Raw genomic sequence first — 24,034 nt, 5'->3', positions numbered from 1 at the left:
GCGGGCGGGTTCACCGCGAACGTGCCATGCCGCGAGACGCCCGGCGCTGTGGCGCATGCCGAGTCGTGCGCCATGGGTTGACGCACTCACAGCTACTGCATACCTTGCCTTTTGCAGAATCTGAATGAAACGTTTCAAATGGGATTCGAACCGTCACTCATCCCTCTTGGCCTGCGCGTTCTTCGCTGAGCGCCGCTGACCTGAGAGCCGCCAAGGCAGCATTCGAACCTCGGAGTTTCAATGATCATTTCCGGCAGAAGACGTCCGCCCCGCAGACGCGGTTGGGCCGGTGCGACGTTCGCTCTGGGCCTTGCCCTCATCGTGGCCGCGCTCACCCAGCCCGTGGCCGTGTCCGCCGCGGAACACACCACTCAGACCAGGACGCCCCAGGTCACGACCGACTGGCGGCAGTACGTCCAGACCCCGAAGCACTCCGACGTCTGCCCGGTTTCCGTGGTCAGCACGACAGGGCCGGTCGAAGGCGCCCGGAACCTTCTGTGCGGCGGCACCGGCAGCACGACGCTGACCTACACCGCCGAGGGAGAAGCGCCCACCATCCTTCTCGACTACGGCCAGGAGACGGGCGGCCTACCCTACTTCACCGTCTCCGCCAAGTCCGGTTCCCCGACTCTGAAGGCCGCGTACAGCGAGGGCCGGGAGTACATGAGCCCGTCGGGTGACGGGGCGGCACCGTGGGCAGACGGCGACAGTTCACGGTTCGACACCTACCCGGTCTCCGGACCGGCCACGATCACCAACCGCTACGCGCAAGGAGGCGAGCGGTACGAGCAGATAACGCTCTCCGACCCAGGCCGCGTCACGCTCAGCAAGGTCGGAATCAAGTACATCGCCGACCGAACTCAGGCGAGCGGATACCAAGGTCACTTCCTGTCGAGTTCGGACGAGCTGAACAAGATCTGGTACGCCGGGGCCTACACCTTGCAGACCGATCTCGTCCCGGCCAACTCGCTTCCCGGGAGCTGGTCGATCCAGGACGGCGCGTTGAGTGCCGGCGGTTCGAGAGTGAACGACGGTGCCGGCGTCCTGAATCGCGGCTCGTCCTGGAGTGACTACACGGCGACTTTCCGGACCAGGATTCTCCACGACCAGGCCGGGTGGATGGCCCGCGCGCAGAACTCGCAGAACGGCTACCTGTTCATCCTCGATGACAGCACCGACACCGGCGGCGCCCCGAACACCCTGCAGGAACTCAGCGTCCACGACGGCGCCTACACAAGCATCGGCTCCGTGGCTCTGCCGTCGCCCTTGGCCGAGGGCACCTGGCACACGGTGGCCACCACGGTGTCCGGAACCGGCATCTCGATCCTGCTGGACGGCCAGCCGATCGATCATGTCGACACTTCGGCACTGCCCGCCGGCGCCGTGGCCTTTCCAAGCGGAACCATCGGCTTTCGTGAGTTCGGCGACGAGGAGGCGTCCTTCAAGGACCTCACTGTCGTCAGCGGCAACGGCAAGACGCTCTACAGCAATCCGCTGACCGCGTCCGCCTCCCTCCCCGACTTCACTCCGCCCGGATCCAACGCGGTGGCATCGGTTCTCGACGGCGCGCGGCGCGACCGCGCGATCTGGAGCGGTGACATCCTGGTGGAGGGCCTCACGGACTACTACTCCGTGAACAATCCGGAGTACATCAAACAGTCGCTGGACCTGCTGGGCAGCCGACAGCTCTCCAGTGGATTCGTACCCGGCGCTCTCCACCCGGCGAGCGTGGCGCACCTCGGCCCCCTCACCCCGGGCGAGACGGCCAGCTACTCCGCCACGTATTCCATGTACTTCGTTGCGGATCTGGCGAGTTACTACCTCCACACCGGCGACAAGGACTTCGTCACCAAGGAATGGCCCGTCGTCCAGCGTGAACTCGCGTGGAACGCGACCAGGCTGGACGGGAACGGCCTGCTCTCGACCCGCGCCGGTGTCGACGGTGCGGACTGGGACTTCTACGACACCGACAAGGGCGGCGAGGTCTCGGCCTACAACATCCTCTACTACAAGGCACTGCTGGACGGCGCGGCACTGGCCACAGCGGCCGGAGACACCTCACAAGCCGCTGCCTACCAGGCCGATGCCGGGGCGTTGCAGAAGCGGATCAACGAACGTCTCTACGACCCGACGAGCGGCCTCTACAAGATCAGCGACACCCAGTCCGGCGTCGCGCAGGACGCCAACGCTCTGGCGGTCCTGTACGGAGTTGCCCCGGCCGCGAAGCAGGCGGAGATCCTGTCCGAGCTCAAGTCTTCGCTGTGGAGCACCCCTTACGGACCGCATCCCTTCTCTTCCGACGCCGGCAACAAGGACCTGGTCAGTCCCTTCGTCAGCGGGTTCGAACTCCAGGCCCGTCTGGCGGCCGGGGATACCGCCAACGCACAAGAGCTCCTGCACGACGTGTGGGGTCACATGATCGCTCCCGGCCCGAACCAGACCGGGACCATGTGGGAGAACATCTCCGGCCAGGACGGCACACCGGGCCTCGGGTCGGGAGCGAGCTTGTCCCACGGTTGGTCCACGGCCCCGACGTCCGCACTGTCCGGCTACGTCCTGGGCGTTCGTCCGGACACGGCGGGCTACCGCACCTGGACGGTGCAGCCCCATCCCGGAGACCTCACCTGGACCCGGGGAAATGTTCCCACCCCGCACGGAGACCTCAGCGTCAACTGGACCGCGGACAAGGGCAAGAACCAGTTCAGCCTGACCGTCAACACCCCCGAGGGGACGAGCGGCACCATCGCCATCCCGGTCTCCGGCCGGACCGGAACCGTTGTGGTCAACGGTGACGTGGTCTGGCGCCACGGATCCTTCGCCGCTGCGGCGGGAGTCACCCAAGGGCAGTTCGAATCCGGCTATGTCCACCTGAAGGTGAAGGGCAACGGCACCTTCAAGGTGACCTCACACTAGGGCCACGCAGCCGGCGCCACCCAGCGACATGTCGAGCCCGGGGATGTGTGGAGCCTGGGAGCGTGTGACCTGCACCGGCTGACGGTGCAGGTCACAACTGGGCTTGATCTGCTGTGCCGGACGTTGGAGATCAGGGGTTCTGTCCCGGAGGGATGTCCGTCATGGAGAGCATGGGGAAGAAGAGGCCTCGGCCTCGCCGTTCGTTCACGCCGCGTGACGGGCGGACCGGCAGCGAACGCCAGGAGTTGGCCGCACAGCGGCGGGAGAACCGTCGGCTGCGGGAGGGCGTGGAGATTTTCAGGCGGGCCACGGTTTTCTTCGCGAAGGAGACCCGGTGACGGCGCACCCGTTCATCGAGGCGGGGAAGCGAGACGGTCACAATGCCAGGCGCGCGTGTGAACCGGGCCGGCGGGCGGGCAGGCGGACAGCCGGTCGGTCGGGAGGTTGCGGCGCGGAACTGGCGGACCTGTCCAGTGGCACGGTGCCCCATGGCGGCCGTGGGCCGAGACGCCTTCCTATCCGTTGTCCGGACCTGGCCGGTCGGTGCCGGCGGAGGGCGTGCCGGGTTTCGTGTGCAGGATCTCGCGGGCCTGTTCCGCCGCGCGGGCAAGGCTCTCGCTGACGAAGTCGAGGAAGCGGGCGACGTTCTCCAGGCGGTTGGCGGCCGGGGTGCCGGGGACGAGGACGTCGACGCCCTGCCGTGCGATCTCGACGACCCGGGCGTTGGCCCGGACGCTTGCCATCATCGACTGGTACCAGATGTCGTCGTCGACGATGTAGCGCTCACGGCGGCCTCCGCCCTGTTCCCGGCGGGCGAGGCTCTGGCTCTCCAGGAACGCGATCGCCTTGGAGACGGACGCGGGGCTGACCTCGAGGCGCTCGACGAGTTCGGATGCCGTGAGGCTGCCGGTGTCGGTGAGGGTGATGGAGGCCATCACCCGGGCCGGCATCGCGGTCATGCCCGAAGCCATCATGACGGCGGTCAGCGTCTCCTCGTACTCCCGCACGGCCTCGGGATCGCGCCCGTAGGCCGGCACGGGTGTCCCGGTCCCTCGGCGCGTGGTCTGCCTGCGCCGGTGTGCGCGGCGTTCGGTGGCGCGGTGGGCCAGGTCGGCGCGGTAGGCGGTGGGGCCGCCGTTGCGCATCACCTCACGGGTGACCGTCGAGGTCGGACGGTCGAGGCGGCGGGCGATCTCGGCGTAGGCGAGGTCGTCGGCCAGTCCCAGTGCGATCTGCTGGCGTTCCTGCTGGGTGAGCCTGCCTCCCGGCATCGCGGTCTCCTTCGTGCCCCTCGGTGGTCCCTGCCGTCCCCAGAGTAGCGTTCACTCTCAGTCCATTGCAATGGATGACATCTTCGTTGCGTTAACCTCAACGGTCAGTGCGACACTATCTCTCGATCTACCTGCATAAATAAAGAGTACGTGCAACCAATGCGTTGCTGAATTCCTGAACGCAACGTAGCTTTCGTTCATCGGAAACAGTGAGTCATGGGAGACAGTGATGCAGAAGTTCGCCCCCCCCCGCCCCGATCACCGCCGTCGTGGATATCCCCGCCGGACGCGTCCAGCTCTTCGCCGCGGACCGCGCCGACACCACTGTCGAGGTCCTGCCTGCCAACCCTGCCAAGAACCGCGACACCAAGGCGGTCGAGCAGACCACCGTCACCTACGCCGACGGCGTGCTGCGGATCACGACGTCGGCCCCCGGCAACCAGCTCTTCGGCGCCTCCGGCTCCCTTCAGGTGACCGTCCAGCTGCCCGCCGGCTCGCGCGTCGAGGGCAAGGCCGCCGGCGCGGAGCTGCGCGGCGTCGGGCGCCTGGGCGACGTCGCCTTCGAAGGCGCATACCGCGAGATCAAGATCGACGAGGCCGCGAGTGTCCGCCTCGTCGCGTCGGACGGCGATGTCGAGGTCGGCCGGCTGGGTGGCTCCGCGGAGATCAGCACCGCACGGGGCGACATCCGGATCAACGAAGCCGGTCGCGGCACGGTGGTCCTGCGCACCCAGGACGGCGACATCTCGGTCGCCGCGGCCGCCGGTGTCTCGGCCGCCCTGGACGCCGGTACCGACTACGGCCGCGTCAGCAACGCCCTCAAGAACGACGGCAGCACCGAGCTGGACATCCGCGCCACCACCTCCCGCGGCGACATCACCGCCCGAAGCCTCTGACGAAGCGGCACCGGAACCGCCCCGGCCGGGCCCGCCGCGAGCCATGTGCAGGGCCCGGCCCGTAGGAGTCGTACCCGACAGCGCACACGATCAGGGGGAACAACGACGTGACGAAGAACAGCACTTCCTCGAACGGCTCGGCGTGGACGGGCCTGGTGCCGGTCGACGACACGGCCCTGGCGGTCACCGACACCGGCGGTGCCGGCACCCCGGTGGTCTACCTCAACGGCCAGTTCGCCACGCAGGGGTACTGGCGGCGGGTCATCGCCGAACTGGGCACCGGGTGGCGGCACATCACCTACGACGAGCGGGCCCGCGGCACGAAGTCGAAGCGCTCGGCCGACTATTCCTTCGAGGCCGTCGTCCGGGACGTCGACGCCGTCCTCGCGGCCCGGGGTGTCGACCGGGCGCTGGTGGTGGGCTGGTCGTACGGCGCGTTCGTCGGGGCGCACTGGGCCCACCGGAACCCGGAGCGTTGCCTGGGTGCGGTCCTCGTCGACGGCGCACAGCCGTACGACTGGCTGGACGCGGCCATGGAGCAGCGGATCCGGACGATGTTCCGGCGGATGGGCTGGTTCCTGCCGCTGCTGCGTCCGACGGGCCTGACCCCTCGGATGACCCCCGCGCAGATGGCGGACTGCAACATCGAGCTGGGCAGGATCTCCCGGGAACGCGCACTGGGTCCCGTGCTGGACGGCATCACCGTTCCGGTGCGGTACGTGCTGGCCTCCGGGGCGTCCCTCGGAAGCAAGGGCGGCGAGCAGGAACGCATCCGCGCCGGCCTCGACGAGGTGTTCGGGCGAAACCCGAACCTCCGGCTCGGCGCGAAGGTCGCCAGCAACCACGACGCGATCCTGAAGAAGGACTTCACGGCCGTCGCCAGGGCCGTACGCGAGGTGGCCGCCCCCGATCGCGGGCAGCGCTGAAGACGACCGGCGGATGAGCTGTCTGAGCGCGCCCGCGGCCTCGGGGCGGGCCCGCACGGCTCTCCTCGGCTGTCGGGCGCGGCCGTGACGGTACTGCGGTCGCATCGGGGGTCCTGGCCGCGCGCAGGAGCCGGTAGTTCGCGGCAATCCGTCGGGAGGGACATGCCGGTGCGGCGGAGGCCGGGCCTGCGGTGTGCCGGTGCGCCGGCCGCCGGTGCCGGGATCACGCGCCGGGCGGCCTGCTTCCGGTCGAGGACGCGTGCTCGATGCCGTCCAGCAGCCGGTGCCGCCCGTGGGCGTAGGTGAAGTCGGGGACGGTGTGTGTCCCCTCCCGCAGGTCGCGGGCCAGGTTCGTGTACAGCGCCGCGACGTTCCGGGGCGGTCCGACGAGGCCCGGGGGAATGTCGGCGGAGTACTCGGCAGGTACCTCGATCGGCGATACCGACGTGTCGGTGCCGAAGCCGCCGTGCAGTGTGAGGTCCGCGACCTGGAGGTTCCCCCAGTCCGCCGTCAGCACCAGGTCCCCGTCGGTGCCGTTGATCTCCCAGCGGAAGTTCTCGCCGCGAGAAGTGCCGCCGCGGTAGAAGACGGACGCGGCAGCGCCGCTGTCCAGGGTGCCGATGACGGAGATCTGGTCTGCGGCGGTCACCGGGACGACGGCGTTGCCGTCGTCGGTCACCGTGACCTCCGTGCGGCCGAGGACGAGATTCGCCGACAGGTGGGCGAACTCCCCGAGGGTGACGTTCAGCGCGTCGATGGTGTGGAGTGCCGCGCCGGTCAGGGGAGTGGCGCCCTGGGTGCGGTCGTACCAGTACGCGTGGGCGCGGGTGGTCTGTCCGCCCCAGACCATGCCCGAGCCCACCAGAGTGGTGCCGAGGACGCGGCCGATCCGCCCGTCCTCGATCAGCTTGCGGGCGTAACGCAGTTCGGGGTGGTAACGACCCTGCAGCCCTACGGCGGTGCGCACACCGGCGGCCTCGGCGCGCAGGGTCAGCTCGGACGCCTCCGCCGTGTTCAGGGCGAGCGGCCACTCGGCGTAGACCGTCTTGCCGGCGTCGATCGCCGCGGAGATCAGCTCCCGGTGGTGCGGGACCTTGACGGCCACGACCACGACGTCGACGCCCGGGTGGGCGAGGAGGCCGGAGTGGTGGCCGAAGGCGGCTTCGACTTCGAACGCCCTGGCCGCCGCCCGGGCGGACTCCGGGCGGGAGGTGCTGATGGCGCGCAGTTCGAAGTCCGGATGCGCTTTGAGGGCGGGCACGTGGCTGAGGGAGGCCCAACCTGCCTGGCCGGCACCGATGATGCCGACACCGATGGGGTTCTTCATGTCATGGCTCCTATGAGGTCGTGGGGTCGCTTCTTCGGCGCGGCGGCCGGGGGAAGTCCAGGTGGGGACGGTGTCGTGCCGCGCGAAGCCGGGTGCCGAGGGCCGTACGGCGTACGGCGCGGTCGTGGGGGTGCGCGGGTCCGGACTCCGTGGCCGGAAAGGTCCGGTGCGGCAGAGTCAAGCTTATGTGGAACGAAGAGTCAAAAAATTCTTCGGAAATCCGAAGGTGGCGTGGGTCACGGACGGAAAATGGACCGATCGTTCCTGATAGGTGTAGGGTCCCGCCCATGGCGCGCGTCAGGGAGTTCGACACCGACAGGGCGGTGGAGGCGGCGATGAACGCCTTCCGCCGCAAGGGCTTCGAGGGCACGTCGGTGCAGGACCTGGTCGACGCGACCGGAGTGGGCCGCGGTTCGCTGTACGCGGCCTTCGGCAGCAAGGAGGGCCTCTACCTCGCGGCCATGGACCGCTACCGGGAGCGCCACGCGCTGCCCTTGGTGGAGGTGCTGCGTCAGGGTGCCCCGGGGCGCGAGCTGCTGCGAGAGGCCCTGGTCGCGGCGGTGGACGAGATCGCTCGGGACGGCAGCCGCCGGGCCTGCCTGATCGTCGGTGCCGCCATGGAGCGGATCGCGCACGACCCGCAGGTGGCCGCCCATGTGCGGTCGACGACGGAGTTGCTGGAGGACGCGCTGGCCGAGGTCGTCGCGGAGGCGCAGGCGGCCGGGCAGCTCTCCGGCAAGCGCGGCGCGCGTGATCTCGCCCGCTACCTGGTCGTGACCCTGCACGGTCTGCGGGTCATGGGTGCCATCGCCCCCGACCGGGACGCGCTGATGGCCGTCGTCGATGTCGCCCTGGATGCCCTCGACTGAACGCAGGAATGATCAGTCAAGAAAATTTGCGGTTTCCCGTGGATGCGCGCTTCGCACCGCCCCCGCCGAGCGCCCGGCCGCGATCACGGGAGACCTGCTGAGGCCGCCGATCCCGGAGGGGATCCTCCCCGCGGTCGGCGGCGGCGCCATGAGCGATGCCGTCCGCACTCACGGGGTGCGTGCTCTCGGCGGGACCGGTCGGCCTCCGTGGCGAGACCGCGGCCGGGCGAACTCAGTGCCGGTCGAGCCAGAGGACGATGCCGGTCACGCCGGTGAGCACCGCCGCGGCTCCGGCGCGGATCGCCGCCGCGCAGCGGGTGGCGGTGAACGTCGTGGCGTCGTACGTGGAGGACATGCCGAGGCCCTCGCCGCGGAAGGACGCGCCGGACCAGTCGACGGCGGTGACGTTGCCCGTGGGTTCGGCCAGTTCCGCCCCCACGACGAGGAACTGCTGTGAGAGGTGGTTCGGGGTGACCGTCGCGAGGGGGTCGACGAGGTCGTTGCCCACGCTGACGACGAGATCGGGGTGCAGGTCGAGCGCGTCGGTGATGCTCGGGATGAGGCGTGCGGGGTGGGTGGCGGTCACGGTGCGCAGGTCGACGTGCTCGTCCTCGGCCCAGTCCTCGACCGCCTTCACCAGCGTCTTGGTGGGGCGGTCGTCGCCCGTGGTGAGCAGGACGACGCGGTAGCCGTCGGGAGGGTGGACCCCGGTCCAGGAGCCGGGCCGTGGGGTGGCGGTCGCCTCCGGGGCGGGCGGGTCGGCGGGGTCGACGAATCCGGGGCCCGGGGCGCCGACGGCGGTGGGTTCCGGGTGCGGTCGTGACCAGTCGTCGCCGGAGGTGCATCCGGTCAACGGCAGAGCGAGCACGACGGCTGTGGTCAGCGCGGCGACGGCCCGAAGCGGGGGGTGCAAGGCGATCGTTCTCCGAGTGAGGGCGGGTGGTGCGCCCTCATCTTCATCTCCCGGCGTCCGCTGTCTCCACGCGGAAGGCGCCGTTGTCGAACTTGTTTTCGCACGGTTCGTCAAAGCGCCCGTTCCGGTTCATTCGAGGCTTGCACGGTTCACGGGCAACCTTGGAGGAACCACATGTCACATCGAGTCCGTCGCGCCCTCGTCGGGCTCACGGCAACGGTGATCGCCTTCCTGTGCGCAGGGCAGCGGTCCGCTCTTGCGCACGGGTTCACCTCGACCGTGTACGCCCACCTTGCCCCGTCCGAGGGAGGCCGACTGCGGACGACGCTGGAGTTGGAGTACGACCTGTTCGTCGTGTCCGCCGCCGACTCCGAGCACGACGAATCCCTCTTCCGTGAAGGAACGAGCGCCTTTGAGTCCGGTGACGCCGGCGAGCAGGCCGCGGCGCTGGAGGCCCACACGAGGTCGGCCGTGTCGTACGTGACCGAGCGCTTCTCGGTCACCGCCGCCGGCAAGGCCTGCACGCCTTCGCAGGCAGGGGGTTTCAGGACGGGGGAGCGGGAGGGCGTTCCGTACGTGACGCTCCCGCTCGACTGGGCCTGTCCCGGTGGGGCTGGTGAGCAGTCGGTGCGCAGCGAACTGTTTCCGGACGCCGAGGGCTACGTCAAGGGTGTCAAGACGATCGTCACCTACGGGATCGACGGTCGCTCCGGCAGCGCGGCCCTCGACGCCGTGCATCCGTCGTTCTCCCTCGCGCAGGCCTGGTACGAGCGGTTCTGGGAGTTCTTCCGACTGGGTGCCGAGCACCTGCTCACGGGGATCGACCACATCCTGTTCCTGCTCGCGCTCATCGCGGGTTCCCGGCGCCCGCGGGAGATCGTGCTCGCGGCCACGAGCTTCACCCTGGCGCACTCCGTGACGTTCATGCTGGCCGCACTGGGCCTGGTCGACGTGCCCCGGGAGATCGTGGAGCCGGTCATCGCGTTGTCCATCGCCGTGGTCGCCGGCTGGTACCTGTGGCGGATCTGCCGCCGAGGTGACCACGCGATGGACCTGGCGCCTGCGGGGCGGCGCCACTTCGACCTGGACCGGGCGGGCTGGATGCGGCTGGGCGTCGTGTTCTGCTTCGGGCTCGTGCACGGCCTGGGCTTCGCGGGCGCGTTGGGGATCGAGGCGGCGTGGTCGTGGACGCTGCTGTGGTCGCTGCTGGTGTTCAACACGGGTATCGAGGCGGTCCAGCTGGCGATCATCGCCGTGGTCTTCCCGCTCCTCCTCCGGCTGCGACGCCGTTCGCGCAGGGCCGGCCTGTGGGTCACAGGGGCGATATCTGTCGGTGTTTCCGTCATGGGCCTGGTGTGGTTTGTGCAACGGCTGTCCGGATTCTGAGATCCGCGCAGACCTTGCACCAAGGTCAACTGTCCCGTGACCTCACCTTTGCTTGCACTTTACTTTGCGACCCGAGTGTCAAGTTCTCCGTTCACGCACATCGCAAGTGGACCAGAGGAATAGAGAACGACACACATGAGATCGAGCAACTCCTCGCAGGCCTCGGGGCCTGCGCGGCGCCGTGTGGCCGTAGGCGCCACGGCGGCACTTCTCGGCTTGACCGTGGCCCTCGGCGGCACCCTGGCAACCCCCGCCGGTGCCGCAGACGGCGCCACGCTCAGCGGCATCGTCCTCGGTGTGGGCTCGAACGAGTCCCAGCGCACCGTGACTTGGTACTCCGCCACGGACACGGCCCAGAAGGTCCAGGTCGTCCCGACCGCACAGCTCGTCAACGGCGAGTTCCCGGCCGGCGCGGCCACCTTCGACGCCCTGGGCGCGGCGAACATCGCCTCCAGCGGCGGTTTCAACCGCCACGCGACGATCACCGGCCTGAAGGAGAACACGGCCTACTCCTACCGTGTGGGCAGCGAGGGCAACTGGTCCTCGGCATACTCCTTCAAGACGCAGGACTTCGAGGGCGACTACGACTTCCTGTTCTACGGCGACCCGCAGATCGGTTCGTCCGGCGACCTCGCCCAGGACCAGGCCGGCTGGCAGGACACGGTCGACGTCTCGCTGAAGGCCAACCCCGACGCCGAACTCCTGGTGTCGGGTGGCGACCAGGTCGAAAGCGCCAACAACGAGTCCCAGTGGAACGCCTTCCTCGCGCCCGACGGCCTGCGCCAGTACCCGTGGGCCGCCACCATCGGCAACCACGACGTGGGCGGCAAGGCCTACGAACAGCACTTCGCCACGCCGAACACCGACAACTCGGCGCTCTACTACAAGGACGGGGCGACGTCCACCACGTCCGGCGGTGACTACTGGTACATCTACAAGGATGTCCTGTTCATCGACCTCAACAGCAACAGCTACGACGAGGCGAAGGGCGGCGGCGACGCGGCCCACACCGCCTACGTCACCGACGTCATCAACAAGCACGGCAACGAGGCCAAGTGGAAGGTCCTCGTCTACCACCACGCGATCTACTCGCCGGCCAGCCACGCCAAGGACAGCGACAACAAGAAGCGGCGCGTCGACTTCCCGACAACGTTTTCCAAGCTCGGCGTCGACCTGGTGCTCCAGGGCCACGACCACAGCTATTCCCGTAGCTACCTGATCAAGAACGGCGAGAAGGCGAACCCGGCCGAGCAGCCCGGCGCCGCCGACGTCTACCCCGGTCCCGGCGGTGTCCTCTACGTGACGGGCAACTCGGCCTCGGGCTCGAAGTACTACGACATCACCACGCCGGACAACAGCGGGACGACCGGTGCGGGCAACGGTGCCGACCCGCTCAACCCGAAGAACTACTGGTACAACTCGGTCCAGAACCAGGAGCACGTCCGCTCCTACGTGAAGGTCCAGGTGCGGAACGACAAGCTCGTCGTCGAGAACCTCCGCAGCGGTACCTGCGCGGCCCCCAACTCGGATGCCGCGCCGTGCAACAACAGCCCCGCCGGCCAGCCCGTGGGCTCGGTCGTCGACAAGGTGACGGTGCACCCTTACCACGGTGACAAGCAGGACCTCCAGGTCAACGTTCCCAACCCGGCTCCCGGCGAGTTCGGCTGGACGATCGACGGCTACAACGGCCTGGTGGACCTCGGCACCGCCGTGGAGAAGAACGGCGACCACTTCGAGGCCGGCGGCAAGATCAATCCGATCCTGGTGTCGGACACCCGCCGTTCGCTCGCCCCGTGGTCGGTCTCGGCCAACGTGAGCGACTTCCGGGACGCCGACAAGACGTTCTCCGGTTCCTACCTCGGCTGGACGCCGTACGTCCTCGACGGCGGCGCGGGTGCCAAGGCCGGCGACCCCGTGGCCTCCGGCTACGACGGCAACGGCGCGGGTCTGTCCGTCTCGCGCGGCATCGGCTCGGCGGTCCAGGGCCACGCCCGTGGCACCGCCAAGCTCGGTGCCGACCTGGACCTGAAGATCCCGGACACCGTCACCAAGGGCGGTTACCGCGCCACCCTGACGATCACCGCTCTCAGCAGCTGATCGCACCGTTTCACCCGGCGGGGCGGGCACCGTCCGGTGCCCGCCCCGCCCCCGCGCCAGGAGAACCCCGAAATGCACGCACCCGTAAACCGTCGGAAGGCCACCGTCAGCGCGCTCGTCCGTGCTCTCGCCCTGGCCCTGCTCCTCGCCTACGCGATATCCGGCGTGGGCGTCGGACCCGCGCGCGCCGCGGACGGCGACGTCACCTGGACGGTCAGAACGGCCGCGAACGGGTACGGCGACGACCGGTCCAGCTACAGCTACAACGTGAACCCCGGCGGCCAGGTCAAGGACGCCATGGTCGTCGTCAACCGCAGCAAGACCCCGCTACGCCTGGCGCTCTACGCCGCCGACGGCTACACCACAGCCACGGGCCAGCTCGACCTGCTCACCAAGGACAAGAAGTCCGTCGGTATCGGCGCCTGGGTCCACGCCGACCGCAGCAGCGTCGTGATCAAGCCCGGCAAGTCCGCGCAGATACCCTTCATCGTCGCCGTACCGGCCAACGCGACGCCCGGCGACCACGTGGGAGGCATCCTCACCTCGCTGAAGCAGGCCGACGACGCCGCCGGCATCAACGTGGACCGCCGCCTCGGCATCCGGGTCAAGCTGCGGGTCAGCGGCGCACTCGAACCGAAGCTCGCGATCGAGAACCTGCAGGTCGACTACTCCGGCTCGCTCAATCCGATCGCCAAAGGCGACGCCATCGTCACCTACACCATCCACAACACCGGCAACGCCACCCTGTCGGCCCGCCAGACCGTCTCCGTCACGGGTCCGTTCGGCTGGCCGCGCACGAACGCCGACGACAGCACCGCCCTGCCGGAACTGCTCCCCGGTGAACGCCGGCAGGTGAAACTGCCCGTCCACGATGTCGCCCCCGCCGTGCACCTGGCCGCGACCGCGACCCTCACCCCCCTCCTCACCGATGCGGCGGGCTCGACCACCTCACTGGGCCCGGTCAAGGCCACGGCCCACGGCTGGGCCGTCCCGTGGACGCTCCTCGTATTCCTGGTCATGGTGATCGCGGCCGTCGTCGGCGGTCTTCTCCTCGCCCGCCGCGCCCGCGCGCGCCGGACGCAGCGTGAGGACGCTCGCGTGGCGAGCGCCGTCGAACAGGCACTCCGCGAGGACGGCACACGGAACGCACCGCCCGGGACGAGGGACTGACGACCAGCGCCGCGGCTCGGCAGGGCGGCCTCCGCCGGACGCGGGAGCTGCCACGAAGATGCCGTCAAGGCCGGGCGAAGTCCCGACAGTCACTGTGGGAACGCCTGCGCGGGTGCCGGCCGGGGGGAGCTTCACCGGAGGGACCGGGGACGCCGTGGCCTCGTGGTCCCTACGTCGCCGGGTGGCCCCCGTTCTCCGGCTGTTCGAGGTGGGTGGCGAGGACGGCGGCCTGGACGCGGCGCTGGACGCCGAGTTTGGCGAGGAGGCGGGAGATGTGGTTCTTGACGGTCTTCTCGGAGAGGTAGAGCTTCTTGCCGATCTCGCGGTTGGTGAGGCCGTCGCCGATGAGGGCGAGGATGTCGCGTTCGCGGGGGGAGAGGCCGGCCAGTTCGGGTGGCGTGGACGGGGTCTCGGCGGGGTCGGCGCGCAGGGAGCGCATGAGGCGGGCGGTGGTGGCGGGGTCGAGCATGGACTGGCCGGAGGCGACGGTGCGGACCGCGGAGACCAGGTCGGAGCCCTTGATCTGTTTGAGGACGTAGCCGGAGGCGCCGGCCATGATCGCGTCGAGGAGGGCTTCCTCGTCGTCGAAGGAGGTGAGCATGAGGCAGGCGAGGCCGGGCATCTTGTCGCGTAGTTCCCGGCAGACGGTGATGCCGTCGCCGTCGGGCAGGCGGACGTCGAGGACGGCGACGTGCGGGCGCAGGGCGGGGCCGCGGGCGAGGGCGTGCTGGACGGTGCCGGCGTCGCCGACGACCGTGATGTCGGGTTCCGCGTCGAGCAGGTCGGTGATGCCGCGCCGGACGACCTCGTGGTCGTCCAGCAGGAACACGCGGATCGGGTCCTGCTCCGAGAAGGTGCGCGGCTCTGCCATGTCGTCCCCTTGTCCCCGGCATCCCGGCCTGTCCTGGACGGCGGGCAGACCACGAGCCGTCCAGGAGGATCATCGTCCGCCGGGGCCGGTCGCACCAGGGCCGACCGGCCCCACTTGCCCCACCGGCGGTGCACGCCGGCAGTGGACGGTGTCAGACGCCCGCGCCGGCGCCGTACGGGGCGTAGAGGTCCAGCAGCCGTTTGCGGGCCGCGCGCAGGCGGTGCGCGAGCACCTGGCCCACCCACTGGCTGACCGCGTTGCCCAGGGCCGGATCCTCCCGGCACAGGGCCAGGACGGTCGCGGCGTCGAACTCGTAGGCGCGCACCGGCGTGGTGGCCTCGGCGCCCAGGTGCCACACGGGGGGTGCGAACAGCCAGGACCAGCCGACGAGCTCGTTGTGCCCGAGGCTCTCTATGACGGCCGCGCGGCGGCCCGGGACGTGCATGTCGAGTTCGACGCGGCCGGTACGGATGATCCAGAACCGGTCGGCGTGGCCACCCTCCTCGAAGAGCCGTGTGCCCTGCGGGAAGGTCACCTTCCGGGCGTGGCGCATCAGCTGCTGCTGCCGGTCGGCGGGCAGGACGCGCGGCATGCTGAGGGTCGACGGGGTGTTCATGGCCTGCCTCCCGGGGCGGGACGTCGGTACGGGCTGCCACTGCCAGCGTGCGGTGCCGGGGCCCGGCCCGCCATGGGCCGAGCGGACCCTCCGGCCCGGGACCTTCGGTACGGCCATGGTCCGGACGGCCGTTCCCCGCACTGCCGTACCCGCCTCCGTCTCACCCGTCCGGCTGTGCCGCCAGCCACGCGCGGTAGGCCGTCACCGCCGTCGGCAGCGTCGGGAAGATGCGGTCGTGGCCGACCGTGTCGGCGAGGCCGTACGCCTCCAGGCTCTCCAGCAGGTCCTGCTTCACCCGGGCGAGTGCGAAGACGACACCGCGCGCGGTCAGTTCGCGGCGCAGGGTGTCCACCGCGTCCAGGGCGGTGATGTCGACCTCCACGTTGGCCTCGGTGTTCAGGAGGAACCAGCGGACCGGCTTGGTCTGCTCGTCGACGGCGGCCAGGGCCCGGCGGTGGAAGTTCTCCGCGTTGGCGAAGAACAGGGGCGAGTCGTAGCGGTAGACCAGGAGACCGGGGATCGTGCGGGCGGTGGGGTAGTCGTCGACGTCGTGCATGCCGGCCACGCCGGGTACCAGGCCCTCGACCGCGTCGTGCGGGCGGGCCACCCGGGTCAGCAGCTCGGCCACCGACAGGCCGACGGCGACCAGCACGCCGTACAGGATGTCCAGGGCGAGGACCCCGGCCAGGCAGCCGAGCGCGAGAAGCAGTTCGCGGCGGCGGAAGGCGGCCAGTCGGCGGAAGCCGGCCAGGTCGGTCATGCGGGTCGCCGCGTAGACGACCAGGGCGCCGAGCACCGCCGCGGGCGTCCGGGTCAGGAGGGGACTGAGGAAGAGCAGGACCGCGAGCACGAGGGCGCCGGCGACCAGGGAGTGCGCCTGGCTGCGGGCGCCCGCCGAGGTGGCCAGGGCGGTGCGGCTGGCACTGCTGCTCACCGGGAAGCCGTGCACGACGCTCGCGCCGAGGTTGGCCGCGCCGAGCGCCAGGAACTCCTGGTCGGCGTCGAGCCCGGGACCCTCCTCGGGGCCGCGGCCGGCGAAGGCACGGGCGGTGAGGATGAAGTCCGTGTACGCCACCAGGAGGACGCCGAGCGCGGGGAGCACCAGGCCGGGCAGCTCGGCCGGGTCGGGCACGGCGAGATCGGGCAGACCCGCCGGGACGGTCCCGATGACCCTGATGCCGTAACGGTCGTCGAGGTCGAACGCCACCACGGCCGCCGTGCCCAGGACCACGGCCAGCAGCGGGCCGGGGAGCACCCGGAAGTACCGCCTGACGACGAGGAGGAAGAGCAGCGTCGTCGCGGAGAAGACCACGGTCGCCGCGTGGGCTTCGCCCAGGTGGGTGAAGAACGACCAGAGCTGGGGGAAGAACTCGGTCCCTGCGCCCGGTACCCCGGTGAGTTTGGGCAACTGGTCCACGACCATGATCAGGGCGACACCGGCCAGGTAGCCGATCAGGACCGGGCGGGAGAGCAGGTCCGCCAGGAACCCCAGGCGGACGGCCCGCGCGACCAGGCAGAGCAGGCCGACCGTGGCGGCGAGGCCAGCCGCCAGGACGGCGTACCGGCCGGGGTCGCCGGCGGCGAGCGGGGCGACCACGGTGGCCGTCATCAGAGCGGTCGTCGACTCCGGTCCGACCGACAGCAGCCGCGAGGAGCCGAACACCGTGTACAGGGCCGACGCGGGCAGGATCGCCCACAGACCGGCGACCGGGGGCAGCCCGGCCACCCCGGCGTACGCCATGACCTGCGGCACCAGGTAGGCGGCGACGGTCACCCCGGCCAGCAGGTCCCCCTTCAGCCAGGCGCGCCGGTAGCCGAACAGCGAGACGAGTCCGGGCACGAGCCGGTGCCACCCCGGGTGTCCGCCACTGCCGTGGGTCATGCGCCGCCTTCCGTCCGGTGATCCCGGAATCCGTGATCCGTCGGTACCTGTCCTCGGACACCGGTGTCCGGGGCAGCCCCGCTGCGGTCGGTTGGCCGGCCCGCCCGGCTCCGGGCATGGGCCGAGCGGCCCCGGTCCGGGACCAGTGGCCCCTGCCCGCCGGACCTCCCCAACCCGATGCTGAAACCGGATCCGCCGAAGGAGCCCCGCGCGGTCCCTCGGACCAGGAGACCAGGAGCCCACGAGCCCAGGAGGTGAAGGTCATGCTTCGCACCGCCACCGAGGCACCCGCCGGTCCGGCCGGGGCCGGCCCGGCGGTACCGTCCCGCGACCCGCTCGGTCAGAGGCCCGCCGCGTGGTCGGGGACGTAGGTCTGCAGATCCCTCGGCGGCCGCTCGTAGCCGGTCGACGGCGGCCGCTTCGGGAGTTCCAGCACCGGCGGCGGCACGTCGTGGTACGGCACGGTCGACAGCAGGTGGGCCATCATGTTCAGCCGGGCCCGGCGCTTGTCGTCGCTCTCCACGAGGTACCAGGGCGCGTCCGAGACGTCCGTGTGGACCAGCATCTCGTCCTTCGCCCGGGAGTACGCCTCCCAGTGGGTGATCGACTCCAGGTCCATCGGCGACAGCTTCCAGCGCCGCAGCGGATCCTCGAGGCGCTTGCGGAACCGGTCCTGCTGCTCGGTGTCGCTCACCGAGAACCAGTACTTGCGCAGCAGGATCCCGGACTCGACCAGCATCCGCTCGAAGATCGGGCAGTGCCGCAGGAAGAGCTGGTACTCCTCCTTCGTACAGAAACCCATGACGCGTTCGACGCCGGCCCGGTTGTACCAGGACCGGTCGAACAGCACGATCTCCCCGGCCGCCGGGAGATGCTCCACGTACCGCTGGAAGTACCACTGGGTGCGCTCGCGCTCGGTGGGCTTCGGCAGCGCCGCGATCCGGGCGATCCGCGGATTGAGGTGCTCTGTCACCCGTTTGATCGTCCCGCCTTTACCGGCCGCGTCCCGTCCCTCGAAGATCACTACAAGACGTGCACCCGTGGCCCGCACCCATTCCTGCAGTTTCACCAACTCGGTCTGCAACCGGAGCAGTTCCGCCTCGTACACCTTGCGCGGCAGCTCCGCCGCCTGCTTGCCGGCCATGCCGCCTCCACCGCCCGATGACCTACCCATGGAGTCATTCCGATGTCCAAGGTCGAACACCAGGCCGCCACCGTACTGTCCGACGACGAAGTGCGCACCCTGGACGCGCACTGGCGTGCCGCCAACTACCTGGCGGCGGGCCAGATCTATCTGATGTCCAACCCGCTGCTGACCGAGCCGCTGCGCCCCGAGCACATCAAGCCCCGGCTGCTCGGCCACTGGGGCACCTCGCCCGGCCTGAACCTCGTGTACACCCACCTCAACCGGGTGATCCGGGCCCGCGGCCTGGACGCGCTGTGCGTGTGGGGGCCGGGTCACGGGGGTCCGTCCGTGCTGGCCAACTCCTGGCTGGAGGGCAGCTACAGCGAGACCTACCCCGACGTGTCCCGTGACGCGGCGGGGATGGGCCTGCTGTTCCGTCAGTTCTCCTTCCCGGGCGGGGTGCCCAGCCACGTGGCCCCCGAGACGCCGGGCTCGATCCACGAGGGCGGCGAGCTCGGCTACTCCCTCTCCCACGCCTACGGCGCGGCGCTCGACAACCCGGACCTGCTGGTGGCCTGTGTGATCGGGGACGGCGAGGCGGAGACCGGGCCGCTGGCCGCCTCCTGGCATTCGAACAAGTTCCTCGACCCGGTCCGTGACGGCGCCGTCCTGCCGATCCTGCACCTGAACGGCTACAAGATCGCGAACCCGACCGTGCTGGCCCGCCTGCCCGAGTCCGAACTGGACGAACTGCTGCGCGGCTACGGCCACGAGCCGATCCACGTCACGGGCGACGACCCGCACGAGGTCCACCGGGCCATGGCGGCGGCGATGGACGACGCGCTGGACAGGATCGCCGTGATGCAGCGCTCGGCGCGTGAGGAGGGGATCAGCGAGCGCGTGCACTGGCCGGTGATCGTGCTGCGGACGCCGAAGGGCTGGACGGGGCCGGCCGAGGTGGACGGTGTCCCCGTCGAGGGCACCTGGCGGGCCCACCAGGTTCCGCTGGCCGGCGTCCGCGAGAACCCCGAGCACCTGCGGCAGCTGGAGGCGTGGCTGCGGTCCTACCGGCCCGAGGAGCTCTTCGGGCCCGACGGGCGGCCGGTCGCCGACGTGCTGGCCTGCGTCCCCGAGGGAGAGCGGCGTCTGGGCGCGTCGCCCCACGCCAACGGCGGGCTGCTCGTCCGCGACCTGCCCCTGGCCGACCTCGACGAGTTCGCCGTCCCCGTCGACAAGCCCGGTACGGCCCTGCACGAACCCACCCGGGTCCTCGGCGACCTGCTGGAGCAGGTCATGAAGGACACCGGGGCGCGCCGGGACTTCCGCCTGGTGGGCCCGGACGAGACCGCCTCCAACCGGCTCCAGGCCGTCTACGGCGCCAGTGGGAAGGCCTGGCAGGCCGAACTGCTGCCGGTGGACGAGCACCTGGACCGGCACGGCCGGGTGATGGAGATCCTCTCCGAACACACCTGCCAGGGCTGGCTGGAGGGCTATCTCCTCACCGGCCGGCACGGGCTGTTCTCCTGCTACGAGGCGTTCGTGCACATCGTCGACTCGATGGTCAACCAGCACATCAAGTGGCTCAAGACGTCCAGGCAGTTGTCCTGGCGGGCGCCCATCGCCTCCCTCAACTACCTGCTCACGTCCCATGTCTGGCGCCAGGACCACAACGGGTTCTCGCACCAGGACCCCGGGTTCGTCGACCACGTCCTCAACAAGAGCCCGGAGGTCGTCCGCGTCTACCTGCCGCCGGACGCCAACACCCTGCTCTCGGTGGCGGACCACGCGCTGCGCAGCCGGGACTACGTCAACGTGATCGTGGCCGGCAAGCAGCCCTGCTTCGACTGGCTCTCCATGGACGAGGCCCGCGTGCACTGCGCGCGCGGTGCCGGGATCTGGGAGTGGGCCGGAACCGGGGACGGCACCCGCGAGCCCGACGTGGTGCTGGCCTGCGCCGGTGACGTGCCCACCCAGGAGGTGCTCGCCGCCGCCCAGCTGCTGCGCCGGCAGCTGCCGCAGCTGGTCGTGCGGGTGGTGAACGTCGTCGACATGACGAGGCTGCTCCCGAAGGACGAGCACCCGCACGGGATGAGCGACTTCGAGTACGACGGCCTGTTCACCGCCGACAAGCCGGTGATCTTCGCCTACCACGGCTACCCCTGGCTGATCCACCGTCTCACCTACCGCCGCACCGGGCACCAGCACCTGCACGTGCGCGGTTACAAGGAGTCGGGGACCACCACCACGCCGTTCGACATGGTCGTCCGCAACGACCTGGACCGCTACCGGCTGGTCATGGACGTCATCGACCGGGTGCCCGGCCTCGCGGTCCGGGCCGCCGCCGTCCGCCAGCAGATGGCCGACGCCCGCACCCGCCACCGGGCCTGGATCCGCGAGCACGGCACCGACCTGCCCGAGGTCGCCGACTGGACCTGGAACGGCTGAACGGCACCGGCCCCGTCCCGGTCAGGCGACCGGGACGGAGGCGTCCCCGCCGGCGAGGGCCTCGGGGAGGCCGGGATACAGCTCGAACGCGTCACCCAGCCCCGTGCGGCGCAGCAGGCTGCGGAAGTCGTCGTCCGGCGTGACCAGGCGCAGTCTGCCGACGCGGTACCGGACCCGGTTGCGGGCCCGGCACAGGAGGCCGAGGCCGGAGCAGTCGATGAACGAGACGGGACCCAGGTCGAGCACCAGATCGGGCTCCGCACCGGACGTCAGGTCGTCCAGGGCCACGGAGAGGACCGGAACCGCCAGCAGGTCGAGGTCGCCGTGCAGGGTCACGACGGTGGGCCCCCCGTCGGTACGGGTCGTGCGGTACGTCGCGGACCTCGTGTGGTTGTCGGCCATGAGAAGAGCGAAGTCCAGCCGGCGGGTCGCGTGGAAGGGCCGTTCGGCCCCCTCGGCGCCCCGGACGGCCCGTCCTGAGGTATGCCGGACGGCCCGTCCCGAGGTATGCCGGAGGGCCCGTCTCCTGCGGTGCCGGGCGGTCCGTCCTGCGGCGCTCCGGCACGGAAGGGACCGTCCGGCGACCGGCGGGGGCCGACCGGCCCAAGCGGACCCCGCCGGGCCGGGACAGGCTGGAGCTGCAGAGCCACACCGACGGAGTCCCGGCGGCGTCGTACGCGGAGCCGCCGCCGTGCGAGAGGTGTCGTGGGAGAGCTGCCGTGAGAGAGCTGTCGTGCCAGAAGTAGGAGACGGGACGGCCGATGTACGCCAACGACGGATTCCGTGAACTCGACCGGGAGGAGTGCCTGCGGCTGCTCGGCGCGGTGCCGGTCGGCCGCATCGTCCACACGCGCGGGGCGCTGCCGGCCGTGCTGCCCGTCAACTTCCGCCTGGACCGGGACGGGGCGGTGGTCCTGCGCACGTCGGAGGCCTCGGAGCTGGTGCGGGCCGTCGACGGTTCGATCGTCGCCTTCGAGGCCGACGAGGTCGACGCCGTCGCGCAGGCCGGCTGGAGCGTCGTCGTGACCGGCCGTGCGGCCGTGGTCAGGGACCCCGGCGAACACGCGAGGCTCGTCCTGGACGGCCCGCGGTCCTGGGTTCCGTCACCGCGGGAGGTCTTCGTCCGCATCTTGCCGGAACTCGTCACCGGAAGGGAACTGACCGGCGGCCGCACCCGGTACGGTCTGGACCCCATCCCGTGACCCCCGCCGCGCTCGCGCGGTACTCCCCGTGGCCGAGGCGGCGCGGAGCGACACCGCGGGGGACCGGTGCCGCTCCTGAGCCCAGTCTCCTCCCGGCCCGTGCCCGGTGGCAGGTGCCGATGGCCATCCGTTCGGGACCGGTCGGCCCTTGCGCCCCGGGCGGCGCACCCGTTGCGGAGCCTCCCTTCCGGTGCTGTCCGCCGCGCCGCGCGGACGCCCGCCCGACTTGCCCGATCCGGATGTCCACGCCGGTCGGCTCGCATTACGGTGGGCGTTGACCGGGCCTGCCGGTGTGTGGGTGGACGGGGTCGGGAGGAGTGCGGTGGAGGGTGATGAGGCGGCCCGGGTGCGGTTGCCGCAGCTCAGGCTGGATGAGTTGCTGGGGGAGTTGCAGGCGCGGCTGGATGCGGCGCGTGGTACTCGGGATCGGGTGCACAGTCTGCTGGAGGCGGTGCTCTCGGTGGGCCGGGAGTTGGATCTGGAGCAGGTGCTGCGGAGCATCGTGGAGGCGGCGGCGGTGCTGGTGGATGCCGAGTACGGGGCGTTGGGTGTGATCGGGCCGGACGGCAGGCGGTTGTCGGCGTTTCACACGGTGGGGGTGAGTGAGGAGGAGATCGCCCGGATCGGTTCTTTTCCGGAGGGTCATGGGATTCTCGGTGAGTTGATCCGTGAGCCGGAGCCGTTGCGGCTGGCGAAGTTGTCCGGGCATCCGGCTTCGTATGGTTTCCCGCCGAATCATCCGCCGATGAACTCTTTCCTTGGGGTTCCGATCCGGGTGCGTGAGCAGGTTTTCGGCAATCTGTATCTGACGGAGAAGCGGGGTGGGGGTCAGTTCGACGAGGAGGATGTGTCGGTGACGTCGACGCTGGCGGTGGCGGCGGGGGTGGCGATCGACAATGCCCGGTTGTATGAGGAGTCGCGGCTGCGTGAGCGTTGGTTGCGGGCGAGTGCGGAGATCACGAACAGTCTGATGTCGGGTGGTCCGGGTGCTGGGGCTCTCGGGTTGATCGCCGAGCAGGCGAGGGAGATCACGGGTTCGGCGTTGGCCGCGGTCGCGGTCCCGGTGGCGGAGACGGACTCGCTCACGGTGGTGGTCGCGGTGGGTGTGGATGCGGAGGCGCATCGGGGGTTGGTGCTTTCGCCGGATCGGACGTTGATGGGGTTGGCGTTCGGGCGGGGTGCGTTGGTGACGAGTGTGGATGTGGTGCGTGACGAGCGGGTTTCGCCGGAGCCGGCGCGGTTTGCCGGGCTGGGGCCGGCGGTGGCCAGTCCGATCGGTACCGGTGAGGCGGGGGTGCGGGGTGTGGTGTTGCTGGCGCGTGAGGCGGGTGGGCCGTTGTTCACGGTGAAGGAGACCGAGCCGCTTGAGGTGTTCGCGGCGCAGGCGGCTTTGGCGATGGAGTTGGCGGAGCGGCGGCGGGACGCGGAGGAGATCGCGGTGCTGAAGGATCGTGATCGGATCGCGCGTGATCTGCATGATCTGGCGATTCAGCGGTTGTTCGCGACGGGGATGACGTTGCAGAGTGCGGGGCGTTTCATCGAGCATTCGGAGGCTGCGGAGCGGGTGTTGCGGGCGGTGGATGATCTGGACGAGACCATCAAGATCATCAGGTCGACGATTTTCGGGTTGCGGGCGCGGGAGGGTGGTGTGGGCAGTGGGTTGCGGGCGCGTGCGGTGCGGGTGGCCGGTGAGGCGGCTTCGGCGCTGGGGTTCGCGCCGAGCGTGCGGATGGAGGGGCTGCTGGACACGGATGTGTCCGGGGAGGTCGCTGACCATGCGGTGGCGGTTTTGTCCGAGGCGCTGACGAACGTGGCCCGGCATGCGCGCGCCGGCCGTGTGGAGGTGGTCGTGGAGACCGACGGGCGGGAGTTGGTGCTGACGGTGAGGGACGACGGGGTGGGTATCCCGCCGGGGGGCCGGCGCAGCGGGTTGCGGAACATGGCGGAACGCGCGGCGGAACTCGGCGGCCGGCTGGACTGGGACTGTCCCGGGGAGCCCGGGGGCGGGGGAACGACGCTGGTGTGGCGGGTGCCGGTCGTGAAGGAGCCGGGGCAGCCGTAGGCGGGCGGCCCCCCCGCCGCACCCCGCGACCGTCCGCCGACCCGGCCCGCGGTCCTGGTGCG

18 protein-coding genes are annotated in these 24,034 nt (G+C 70.4%); 10 read left to right on the top strand and 8 right to left on the bottom strand.

Annotated features, from left to right (window positions below):
- Positions 1-321: 321 nt before the first annotated feature.
- Positions 322-2,913, top strand: a complete 2,592-nt coding sequence (locus BLW82_RS06290) for an alpha-L-rhamnosidase-related protein (protein WP_177232853.1) — start codon at positions 322-324, stop codon at positions 2,911-2,913.
- Positions 2,914-3,428: 515 nt separating this feature from the next.
- On the opposite strand, the gene BLW82_RS06280 is transcribed toward BLW82_RS06290, so the two are convergent.
- A complete protein-coding gene (locus BLW82_RS06280; RefSeq protein WP_093497868.1) occupies positions 3,429-4,184 on the bottom strand; it encodes a GbsR/MarR family transcriptional regulator in 756 nt (251 codons plus the stop codon).
- 269 nt (positions 4,185-4,453) lie between these two features.
- On the opposite strand from BLW82_RS06280, the gene BLW82_RS06275 reads away from it, so the two are divergent.
- Positions 4,454-5,080 (top strand): DUF4097 family beta strand repeat-containing protein, encoded by a 627-nt coding sequence (locus BLW82_RS06275; RefSeq protein ID WP_256215665.1) that lies wholly within the window; start codon positions 4,454-4,456, stop codon positions 5,078-5,080.
- A gap of 107 nt (positions 5,081-5,187) precedes the next feature.
- Positions 5,188-6,006 carry an alpha/beta fold hydrolase gene (locus BLW82_RS06270; protein ID WP_093497866.1) on the top strand — a complete coding sequence of 273 codons (819 nt, stop codon included), beginning with the start codon at positions 5,188-5,190 and terminating at the stop codon, positions 6,004-6,006.
- A 223-nt stretch (positions 6,007-6,229) separates the two neighbouring features.
- Here the strand turns inward: BLW82_RS06270 and BLW82_RS06265 are convergent, their stop codons facing one another.
- Complete coding sequence (locus BLW82_RS06265; RefSeq protein WP_093497865.1) at positions 6,230-7,333, bottom strand: Gfo/Idh/MocA family protein; 1,104 nt, start codon at positions 7,331-7,333, stop codon at positions 6,230-6,232.
- 287 nt (positions 7,334-7,620) lie between these two features.
- Between BLW82_RS06265 and BLW82_RS06260 the strand changes: the two genes are divergently transcribed.
- Positions 7,621-8,202, top strand: a complete 582-nt coding sequence (locus BLW82_RS06260) for a TetR/AcrR family transcriptional regulator (RefSeq protein ID WP_093497864.1) — start codon at positions 7,621-7,623, stop codon at positions 8,200-8,202.
- Positions 8,203-8,434: 232 nt separating this feature from the next.
- Here the strand turns inward: BLW82_RS06260 and BLW82_RS06255 are convergent, their stop codons facing one another.
- On the bottom strand, positions 8,435-9,115 hold the full coding sequence (locus tag BLW82_RS06255) for a type 1 periplasmic-binding domain-containing protein (RefSeq protein WP_093497863.1): 681 nt from the start codon (positions 9,113-9,115) through the stop codon (positions 8,435-8,437).
- Positions 9,116-9,289: 174 nt separating this feature from the next.
- Here BLW82_RS06255 and BLW82_RS06250 point away from each other — a divergent pair, with 174 nt between their 5' ends.
- The 3 genes from BLW82_RS06250 to BLW82_RS06240 all read left to right on the top strand — a co-directional run bounded on the left by BLW82_RS06250 (position 9,290) and on the right by BLW82_RS06240 (position 13,768).
- Positions 9,290-10,501, top strand: coding sequence for a HupE/UreJ family protein (locus tag BLW82_RS06250; RefSeq protein ID WP_093497862.1), 1,212 nt, complete (start codon positions 9,290-9,292; stop codon positions 10,499-10,501).
- A gap of 135 nt (positions 10,502-10,636) precedes the next feature.
- Complete coding sequence (locus tag BLW82_RS06245; RefSeq protein ID WP_093497861.1) at positions 10,637-12,598, top strand: purple acid phosphatase family protein; 1,962 nt, start codon at positions 10,637-10,639, stop codon at positions 12,596-12,598.
- 72 nt (positions 12,599-12,670) lie between these two features.
- Positions 12,671-13,768 (top strand): COG1470 family protein, encoded by a 1,098-nt coding sequence (locus BLW82_RS06240; protein ID WP_093497860.1) that lies wholly within the window; start codon positions 12,671-12,673, stop codon positions 13,766-13,768.
- A 169-nt stretch (positions 13,769-13,937) separates the two neighbouring features.
- Here the strand turns inward: BLW82_RS06240 and BLW82_RS06235 are convergent, their stop codons facing one another.
- The 4 genes from BLW82_RS06235 to ppk2 form a co-directional block, all read right to left on the bottom strand.
- On the bottom strand, positions 13,938-14,639 hold the full coding sequence (locus BLW82_RS06235) for a response regulator (protein ID WP_093497859.1): 702 nt from the start codon (positions 14,637-14,639) through the stop codon (positions 13,938-13,940).
- A gap of 151 nt (positions 14,640-14,790) precedes the next feature.
- Positions 14,791-15,255, bottom strand: a complete 465-nt coding sequence (locus tag BLW82_RS06230; protein ID WP_093497858.1) for a Crp/Fnr family transcriptional regulator — start codon at positions 15,253-15,255, stop codon at positions 14,791-14,793.
- Between the two features lie 160 nt (positions 15,256-15,415).
- Complete coding sequence (locus tag BLW82_RS06225) at positions 15,416-17,137, bottom strand: SulP family inorganic anion transporter (protein ID WP_093497857.1); 1,722 nt, start codon at positions 17,135-17,137, stop codon at positions 15,416-15,418.
- 340 nt (positions 17,138-17,477) lie between these two features.
- Positions 17,478-18,281: a polyphosphate kinase 2 gene (ppk2, locus tag BLW82_RS06220; RefSeq protein ID WP_093497856.1), complete on the bottom strand. Its 804-nt coding sequence runs from the start codon at positions 18,279-18,281 to the stop codon at positions 17,478-17,480.
- Positions 18,282-18,323: 42 nt separating this feature from the next.
- On the opposite strand from ppk2, the gene BLW82_RS06215 reads away from it, so the two are divergent.
- Entirely contained in the window at positions 18,324-20,708 is a 2,385-nt protein-coding gene (locus BLW82_RS06215) for a phosphoketolase family protein (RefSeq protein ID WP_093497855.1), read from the top strand.
- Positions 20,709-20,729: 21 nt separating this feature from the next.
- Here BLW82_RS06215 and BLW82_RS06210 read toward each other — a convergent pair whose 3' ends face one another.
- The gene (locus tag BLW82_RS06210) at positions 20,730-21,110 is read right to left on the bottom strand and encodes an STAS domain-containing protein (protein WP_093497854.1); all 381 of its coding nucleotides are present in this window, start codon (positions 21,108-21,110) and stop codon (positions 20,730-20,732) included.
- Positions 21,111-21,469: 359 nt separating this feature from the next.
- On the opposite strand from BLW82_RS06210, the gene BLW82_RS06205 reads away from it, so the two are divergent.
- The gene (locus tag BLW82_RS06205) at positions 21,470-21,910 is read left to right on the top strand and encodes a pyridoxamine 5'-phosphate oxidase family protein (RefSeq protein WP_093497853.1); all 441 of its coding nucleotides are present in this window, start codon (positions 21,470-21,472) and stop codon (positions 21,908-21,910) included.
- Between the two features lie 322 nt (positions 21,911-22,232).
- Positions 22,233-23,972, top strand: coding sequence for a GAF domain-containing sensor histidine kinase (locus BLW82_RS06200; RefSeq protein ID WP_093497852.1), 1,740 nt, complete (start codon positions 22,233-22,235; stop codon positions 23,970-23,972).
- The last annotated feature ends 62 nt before the right edge of the window (positions 23,973-24,034 follow it).

It is taken from the genome of Streptomyces sp. Ag109_O5-10 (genome assembly GCF_900105755.1).
GTDB lineage: Bacteria > Actinomycetota > Actinomycetes > Streptomycetales > Streptomycetaceae > Streptomyces.
Note: the sequence above shows the minus strand (reverse complement) of the source record. Positions and strands in the feature narration are given on the sequence as shown.